At 73.9% G+C, this 7,613-nt stretch carries 8 protein-coding genes and 1 pseudogene; 2 read left to right on the top strand and 7 right to left on the bottom strand.

Translation table 11 applies throughout. From position 1 onward, the window contains the following. From CCN29_RS20240 to CCN29_RS20215, 6 genes and pseudogenes are all read right to left on the bottom strand, one after another. A partial coding sequence (locus CCN29_RS20240) for a GntR family transcriptional regulator (RefSeq protein ID WP_143661348.1) occupies positions 1–272 on the bottom strand: 272 nt, incomplete at its 3' end. Positions 273–431: 159 nt separating this feature from the next. Continuing rightward, a pseudogene (locus tag CCN29_RS36050) lies at positions 432–746 on the bottom strand (B3/B4 domain-containing protein); the annotation flags it as partial. 221 nt (positions 747–967) lie between these two features. Next, positions 968–1,576, bottom strand: a complete 609-nt coding sequence (locus CCN29_RS20230) for a LysE family translocator (RefSeq protein ID WP_006133283.1) — start codon at positions 1,574–1,576, stop codon at positions 968–970. A gap of 114 nt (positions 1,577–1,690) precedes the next feature. Continuing rightward, on the bottom strand, positions 1,691–2,650 hold the full coding sequence (locus CCN29_RS20225) for a D-2-hydroxyacid dehydrogenase family protein (RefSeq protein WP_006133282.1): 960 nt from the start codon (positions 2,648–2,650) through the stop codon (positions 1,691–1,693). Between the two features lie 30 nt (positions 2,651–2,680). Then, entirely contained in the window at positions 2,681–3,445 is a 765-nt protein-coding gene (locus tag CCN29_RS20220) for an alpha/beta fold hydrolase (protein ID WP_006133281.1), read from the bottom strand. 129 nt (positions 3,446–3,574) lie between these two features. After that, positions 3,575–4,951 carry an FAD-binding oxidoreductase gene (locus tag CCN29_RS20215; protein ID WP_086683562.1) on the bottom strand — a complete coding sequence of 459 codons (1,377 nt, stop codon included), beginning with the start codon at positions 4,949–4,951 and terminating at the stop codon, positions 3,575–3,577. A gap of 193 nt (positions 4,952–5,144) precedes the next feature. On the opposite strand from CCN29_RS20215, the gene hemB reads away from it, so the two are divergent. Then, complete coding sequence (gene hemB, locus CCN29_RS20210; RefSeq protein WP_086683559.1) at positions 5,145–6,137, top strand: porphobilinogen synthase; 993 nt, start codon at positions 5,145–5,147, stop codon at positions 6,135–6,137. Positions 6,138–6,384: 247 nt separating this feature from the next. Here hemB and CCN29_RS20205 read toward each other — a convergent pair whose 3' ends face one another. Then, positions 6,385–7,137, bottom strand: coding sequence for a DUF4232 domain-containing protein (locus CCN29_RS20205; protein ID WP_086683556.1), 753 nt, complete (start codon positions 7,135–7,137; stop codon positions 6,385–6,387). 213 nt (positions 7,138–7,350) lie between these two features. Between CCN29_RS20205 and CCN29_RS20200 the strand changes: the two genes are divergently transcribed. Continuing rightward, positions 7,351–7,613: helix-turn-helix domain-containing protein (locus tag CCN29_RS20200; RefSeq protein ID WP_143661347.1), on the top strand; the 263-nt coding region annotated here is incomplete at its 3' end.

Raw genomic sequence — 7,613 nt, 5'->3', positions numbered from 1 at the left:
CGGCGCCCCTCGACATGACCGTCCTCCGCGAGCCTGCGGTACGCCTCGGTCACCACGCCCCGCGAGACGCGCAGTTCGGCGGCGAGCAGCCGGGTGGCCGGGAGTCTGCTGCCCACGGTCAGCCTGCGGTCGGTGATCGCCTGCCGCACCTGCCGCGCGAGCCAGTCGGCCTTGCCGTCCGCGGGCACGTCGTCCGCCCGCAGGTTCAGGAAGTCCGAGCCGTGCGCCGTCGCGCCGTCCCTGTCGGTCACCGGACCGATGGTGCCATGCACCGCTACGGCGTCCTGGCGCCGAGACCGATCGTGAACTCCGGTGCGGCGGTGNNCCTCGGCGAGGGCGTTCAGGGCCTGCGCCACGGTGTCCGCGCCTCCCTCGTGCATCGCCTCCGCCACCACGAGGATCCGGCGGGTGCTGCCGCTCACCGCCGAGTGGCCGCTCTGCCGGTTCGTCCAGCGGCGGGCGTGCGCGCGCCCGGCGGAGTCGGCGTACGTCACCTCGCCCGGGGCCGGGTGCTCGGTGCGGCCGTCGAAGGTCGTGTACTCCTCGTCGCCGTGCGCGGGGCGCACCTCCAGCAGCGGGCCGGTGATCCGGTCGGTGTCGAGCACCGCGACCGGCACGGCGTACGCCACCGAGACCGCGTTGCACAGGTCGACGACCGGGTGGATGCGAGGCAGGGCGCCCTCCTTGCGCAGGCGGCGCAGCAGGGACTCGGAGGCGCAGCGGTACTGCGTCGGACGCAGGCCCATGCGTGCGAACGCCCGCCGCCAGGCGAGCACTTCGGGGAACTGGCTCTCGGGGCCCGTGGCAAGCCGGGCGAGGGCGCGGGCGGTGTACTCCGCGACGCGCGGGGCCACCACGTCCGGCGAGCCGGCGTCGGTGGCGTCGACGTCCGTGCCGTACAGCGCGCCCGCCGCCAGGCCCGGGTGGGCGGACCGGACCGCCTCCGCGTGCCGGAAGGTCAGCCCGGTCATCCCGCCACCGCCATCCGGGCGCTCAGTCCGACGAAGCTCGCCGTGAAGACGGCGCGCAGGCCGGTGGTGACCCGGGGGTGGGCCGCCAGCCGGTCCCGTACGGCCGCGGCGCACACGCCGTACGCGGCGAAGACCACGAAGGTCAGGGCCATGAAAACCCCGCCGAGCTGGAGCATCACGCGGAGCGAGTCCGTCGACCCGGCCGGGACGAACTGGGGGAGGAAGGCGACGAAGAACAGCGTCGGCTTCGGGTTCAGCACATTGATCAGCACGGCCGTCGTGATCACGCGGAGCGCCGGGCGCGGCTCGGACTCCGCGCGGACGGCGAACGCCTCCTTGTCGCGCAGCATCGCCCACGCCATGTACAGCAGATACGCGACGCCCGCGTACTTCACCACCGCGTAGGCGAGCGGGCTGGAGGCGAGCAGGGCGGCGAGGCCGGTGACGGACGCCAGCAGGTGGGGCACGACCGCGAGGGTGCAGCCGAAGGCGGCCACCAGACCGGCCCGCCGGCCGTGGGAGAGACCGGCGGCGAGGGTGTACACCACGCCGGTGCCGGGGGTGGCCACCACGGCCAGGGCGGCCAGCAGGAACGCGAGACTCAAGGAAACCTCCGGGGAACTACGTCGGTTCCTCCCAGCCTGGTGGCGTCATGGACCGGTGGACAGAGCCAAAGAGGGGCCGTCGGACCGGTCCACAACGGGAGTGCGGGCGCGGTGTCAGTGCAGGCGTCGGACCGGGGCACCGGACAGGTACGCCTCGATGTCCTCGACCGCCTCCGTGTAGTACGTGCGGTAGTTGAGCTCGGAGACGTAGCCGAGATGCGGGGTGGCCAGCAGACGCGGTGCGGTGCGCATCGGGTGGCCGGCGGGGAGCGGCTCGGTGTCGAAGACGTCCACCGCCGCGCCCGCGATCCTGCCCTCGTGCAGCGCGGTGAGCAGGGCGTCCTGGTCGACGAGGCCGGCGCGTGAGGTGTTGACCAGACAGGCGGTCGGCTTCATCAGGGCCAGTTCGGGCGCGCCGAGCAGGCCCCGGGTGGTGTCGCCCAGGACGAGGTGCAGGGACACGAAGTCGCTGGTGCGCAGCAACTCATTCTTGGAGGCTGCCAGTTCTACGCCCACCTCGTCCGTGCGCTCCTCGGTGAGGTGCGGGCTCCAGGCCGTCACCTCCATGCCGAAGGCGAGGCCCACCCGTGCCACCCGGCCGCCGATCTTGCCCAGGCCGAGCAGGCCGAGGCGGCGGCCGTGCAGATCGGCGCCGACCGTCGACTGCCAAGGCCCGTTCGCACGCAGGGCGTTGTTCTCGGTGACCACGCCACGGGCGAGCCCGAGCAGCAGCGCCCAGGTCAGCTCCACGGGCGGGGTGGGGAAGCTGCGGGTGCCGCAGACGGTGACGCCGTTGCGCTCGGCGGCCGTGTAGTCGATGACCGAGTTGCGCATGCCGGACGCGACGATCAGCTTCAGCCGGGGGAGCCGGTCCAGCAGCGAGGCGGGGAACGGGACGCGCTCGCGCAGGGTCACCACGATGTCGAAGTCGGCGAGCGCCGACGCCAGTTCGTTTTCGTCGGCGATGTGCTCGCGGAACGTGGTCACAACCACCCGGTCCCGCACGGGACCCCAGTCGGCGATCGTGGTGGCGGCGTCCTGGAAGTCGTCCAGCACGGCACAGCGCAGGCGCATGTCGGTCCCTCCAGCAGGCCGGGAGTGAAGTCAGGCCAGTGCCTCGGCCGTCGCGCGGGCGAAGCCCTCCGGATTGTCCAGCATGATGTTGTGGCCGCAGTCCGGAACCGGGACCACGCGGACGCCCGCCGCCTCCATGGCCTCCGCGCCGGGGAAGGGGCCGTCGGTCTCCGGGTACAGGAACGTGCGCGGCACCGCGAGGTGGAGCAGCATCTCCCGCATCGTGGGGGTCGTGCCCCGGACCAGGTGGACGGCGCTGCGGTGCAGGGCCTCCCGGCCCGCCAGCCGCATCGTCGACCACCACAGCTCGCCCGCGCGGTCACGCACCTCACGCCAGCCGCCCGCGACGAACTCCTCCTCCCCGTACGCCGCGATGCCCCTGCTGCCGAGCGCGCCCGGCTCCGGGGTCAGCGGGTCGAGGTTGGCGTCGACGAGGACCAGCCGCGACACCAGCTCCGGGTGGCGGGCGGCCAGGACGACCGCGACCGAGCCGCCCATGCTGTGCGCGACCACCTCGGCGGCGGTGACCCGCGCGGCGCGCAGCGCGGCGGCGAGCGCGTCCGCGTGGTCCTCCAGGGTGTAGGCGAACGCGGTGGGCCGGTCGCTGTGGCCGTGCCCGAGCAGGTCGACCAGCAGGGAGCGGTGCCCGGCCAGCAGCGGGTGCACGGCGGTCTCGGTGAAGTAGGCGGGGGAGGTGGCGCCCAATCCGTGGACGTACACGCGGGCCGGGTCCCGGCCCGGCAGCTCGACCCAGCGGATGCGGTCGCCCTCGGTCGTCACGGCGGCGCTGTGCACGGTCCGGTGCCCCTTTCGTCGTACGGGTCGTCGTACGTGGCCGTACGGGTCGTCGCACGTGTTGTCGCACGTGTCGCGGAAGACGAGCACCGTATCCGACGGGCGCCCCGCCGGCTCAGGGGGTACGGCTCACGGGGTGTGGCCGAAGCGCAGCAGGCCGGCGGGGTCGTGGGCGTGCTTGAGGCGCAGCAGGTCGGCGTGGACCTCCGGGGTCCAGGCGCGGGCCCGGTCGGCGGTGTCGCCGGGGGCGCCGTGGATGTTCACCATCGTGCGGCCGGTGCCGTACGGGGACATCGCGGTGTGCAGGGCCCTCGTGGCCCGCTCGACGGCCTCCGCGTCGGACGGGGAGGCGACCACCCCGACCGACTCCAGGAGGTGTTCGGCGTCCCGGGCGCAGATCATGTCCGGGCCGGGCCCCGGGCGGGACAGGGCGCCGCCCATGTGCCGGAGCCCGACGAGCAGCAGCGGGCAGTCGCCCGCGTCCGGGCCCACCTGGTCGAGGAACGTCCGGACCGCGACCGGCGTCAGCTCGTGCAGCAGCAGGCACGACTCCCGCGCCGGAAGCGGGTCCTGCGGGTCCGTGTGGATGCGGTCCGCCTCCGTGTACGGCATGACCTCCACCGTGTCGACGGCCACCGGGGCGGCCTCCCGCACCGGCGCCAGCAGTTCCTCGCCCTCGTCCGGATCGCCGGTCCACGCGACCGCGACCCGCGCCCAGAAGCGGCCCCGCAGCGGCTCCGGGACCTGCGGAAGCGGCGGCAGCCGCAGCAGCGTGAACGACGTGCACATCCGGTCCGGCACCGTGGTGATCCACCCGGACCAGGCGGTCAGCACGGCCTCCGCGTGCTCGCCGGGGAACCAGATGCCGCCGCCGAGCAGGGTCCGCAGCGGCAGCAGCTCCGTGACCATCGACGTCACCACGCCGACGGCGCCCTTACCCCCGCGCAGCGTCCGGAACAGGCCGGGCTCGCGGTCCCGGTCCGTCTCGTGGAGCGTCCCGTCGGGGGTGACGACGTGGAAGGAGCGGACCAGGTCGGCGCCGTACCCGTAGGCGCGGCCCAGCACGGGCAGGCCCCCGCCCACCGTGTAGCCGACCGCGCCCACGCCCGAGGAGGTGCCGGACAGTCCCGCGAGGCCGTACGGCGCGGCCGCCGCCGGCACGTCCCGCCAGCGCGCCCCGGCCGCGACGGTCGCGGTGCCCCGTTCCGGGTCGACCGTTACGTCCGTCATCCGCCTGGTGCTGATCAGCAGCCCGTGGTCGAGCGGGTAGTTGGCGCCGTGGCCGGTCGCCTGGACGGCGACGGGCGTCCCGGTGGCCGACGCCCAGCGCAGCGCGGTCACCACGTCGTCGGCGCCCGTCGCCCCGACCACCACGTCGGGAGTGCGGCGGGCGGACAGGTTGAAGCCCGTGACCTCCGGCGCGTAGCCGTCGTCGCCGGGGCGCAGCACCGGGCCGCGGATCTCCGACAGGGCGAACAGGTCGGGCGTCCCGTGCAGGGTGACCATGGCGACCTCCGTGGCGCGCGGTACGGAGGGACGGCGGCGGGCCGGGTCCGGGACGGTCCCGGCGCCGGCCGTCCGGGCCCTTCCTCCAGCATGGTCCCGCCACGCGGGAGCCGCACGGCGGGCGTCCGGGGCCCCGTCCGCGCCGACTGGGCGTCGGCAAAGGCACGGGCCGGGCGGGCGTAGCGTAGGTGGCATGACGACGTACGGATCCTTCCCCGGCACGCGCCCGCGGCGTCTGCGTACCTCCCCGGTGATGCGGCGCATGGTCGCCGAGACCCGGCTGCACCCCGCCGACTTCATCCTCCCGGCCTTCGTGCGCGAGGGCGTCGCGGAGCCGGTGCCGATCTCGTCGATGCCGGGGGTCGTGCAGCACACCCGGGACAGCCTGAAGAAGGCCGCCGTCGAGGCCGCAGAGGCCGGCGTCTCCGGGATCATGCTGTTCGGCGTGCCGGAGGAGTCCAAGAAGGACGGTGCGGGCACCGCGGGCACCGACCCGGACGGCATCCTCCAGGTCGCCCTGCGGGACGTCCGCGCGGAGGTCGGCGACGACCTGCTCGTCATGTCCGACCTGTGCCTCGACGAGTTCACCGACCACGGCCACTGCGGCGTCCTCGACGAGCACGGCCGCGTCGACAACGACGCCACCCTCGAGCGGTACGCCGAGATGGCGCAGGTCCAGGCCGACGCGGGCGCCCACGTGGTCGGCCCCAGCGGGATGATGGACGGGCAGATCGGCGTCATCCGCGACGCCCTCGACCAGATCGGCCGGGAGGACGTCGCGATCCTCGCGTACACCGCGAAGTACGCCTCCGCCTTCTACGGGCCCTTCCGGGAGGCCGTCGGCTCCTCGCTCCAGGGCGACCGCCGCACCTACCAGCAGGACCCGGCCAACCTCCGCGAGTCGATGCGCGAGCTGGCGCTCGACCTGGAGGAGGGCGCGGACCTGGTCATGATCAAGCCGGCCGGCCCCTACCTCGACGTCCTCGCCAAGGTCGCGGACGCGGTGGACGTGCCGGTCGTGGCGTACCAGATCTCCGGTGAGTACGCGATGATCGAGGCCGCCGCCGAGAAGGGCTGGATCGACCGCGAGAAGGCGATCGTCGAGTCCCTCACCGGCATCCGCCGGGCGGGCGCGCGCAGCATCCTCACCTACTGGGCCACCGAGGTGGCCCGCACCCTGCGCTGACCCGAGGTTCCCTCGGGGCTCAGACCCACCGGGAGTACCGGTCGGCCCGGACCGGCCGGGTTTCTTCCGCTCGCGTCCTGGTACGGCCCTGTACGGCAGGCCCTCGGCCGCACCGGGTCCCTGGACCGCACGGTGCTTCTCCTCATCTGCTCGTGGGCGGGTTCGGTCCTGCTGTCGCAGGTGAACCCGCCCATCGTGGCCGTACCCGGGCCGGCGCCGCACGCGGTTTTCGGCGCCGGCCCGTCGCTCAGTAGGCGAGCGCGTCGTCCATCGAGGACTGCCAGTAGGTCACCGTCAGGCTGCTGTCGTAGTAGACGCCCTTGGCCGGCAGCGCCGGGATCGCGGCGGGGCCGCCGTCGCTGTTCGGCGTGCGGCCCTGGAAGCCGACGGTGAGCTTCTTGCCGGTCGTGCCGCCCGAGCCGCTGCCGTCGGCGGCCGACAGCAGCACCCCCGCGTACGCCGACTCACCCGGCGCCAGGGTGACCACGGCCTGCGGCTTGGAGTCCTCGACCGGCTGCGGCACCCACTGCATCTCGTCGAACCGCAGCACCGGGTAGTAGGGCAGGTCGCAGTTCTGCGAACCGGTGTTCTCGACCGTGATCAGCATGTGGTTCACCGGGCGGGAGACCGGCTCGGCGGTGACGGACGTGTTCGATCCGTTGCAGGGGTTGAAGGACGCAGGGGCGTCGTCGGACCCGCCCGAAGCGGAACCCTTGCCCGCCGAGGAGCCGCCCTTGCCGGCCGAGGAGCCCTTGCCGCCGCTGTCGCCGGTGCCGGCCGCGTCCCCGCTCGATCCGTTCGCGGAGGAGTCGTTCCCGCCGTTGTCCGAGGCGGACTCCTTCGGCGCCTGCGAGGAGGTGTCCGAGGGCGCCGACGCGACGGGCCCCGAGGCGGACGCGCCCTCGTCGCGGGTGCCGGTGCCGTCCTGGCAGGCGGTCAGGGCGAGCGAGGCGACGGCGACACCGGCGGCGGCGAGGAGCTGGAGACGAGAGGTGCGCATGGCGGATTCCTTGTCATGTGAAGGGACTTGGCGCAGCCGCTCGACCGGCCGGCGGGAGCGGCGTGCTTGGATGACCAGAGCGTGCGGTCTGATCCGTCCCGGCCGCCACCGCCGACGGGCGATCCGGGACGCTGGAACGCTCATACCGCGCTGACCTGGGGGAACGGCCGTCCCCTGGAACGGTGGAACGGGACACGGGGGAGTGGAGGAACGGTGTCGGAACAGACGGCCGCGGCGGATTTCGCCGCGCTGCTGCGGGAGTTGAAGGACCGGTCGGGGCTCAGCTACGGGGTGCTCGCCAAGCGGCTCCACATGAGTACGTCGACCCTGCACCGGTACTGCAACGGGGACGCGGTGCCGGCCGACTACGCCCCGGTCGAGCGGCTGGCCCGGCTGTGCAAGGCGCGCCCCGAGGAACTCGTCGAACTGCACCGCCGGTGGGTGCTGGCGGACGCGGTGCGGGGGCGGAAGGGGGC

This window comes from Streptomyces pseudogriseolus, assembly GCA_002154585.1.
Lineage (GTDB): Bacteria > Actinomycetota > Actinomycetes > Streptomycetales > Streptomycetaceae > Streptomyces > Streptomyces pseudogriseolus.
Note: the sequence above shows the minus strand (reverse complement) of the source record. Positions and strands in the feature narration are given on the sequence as shown.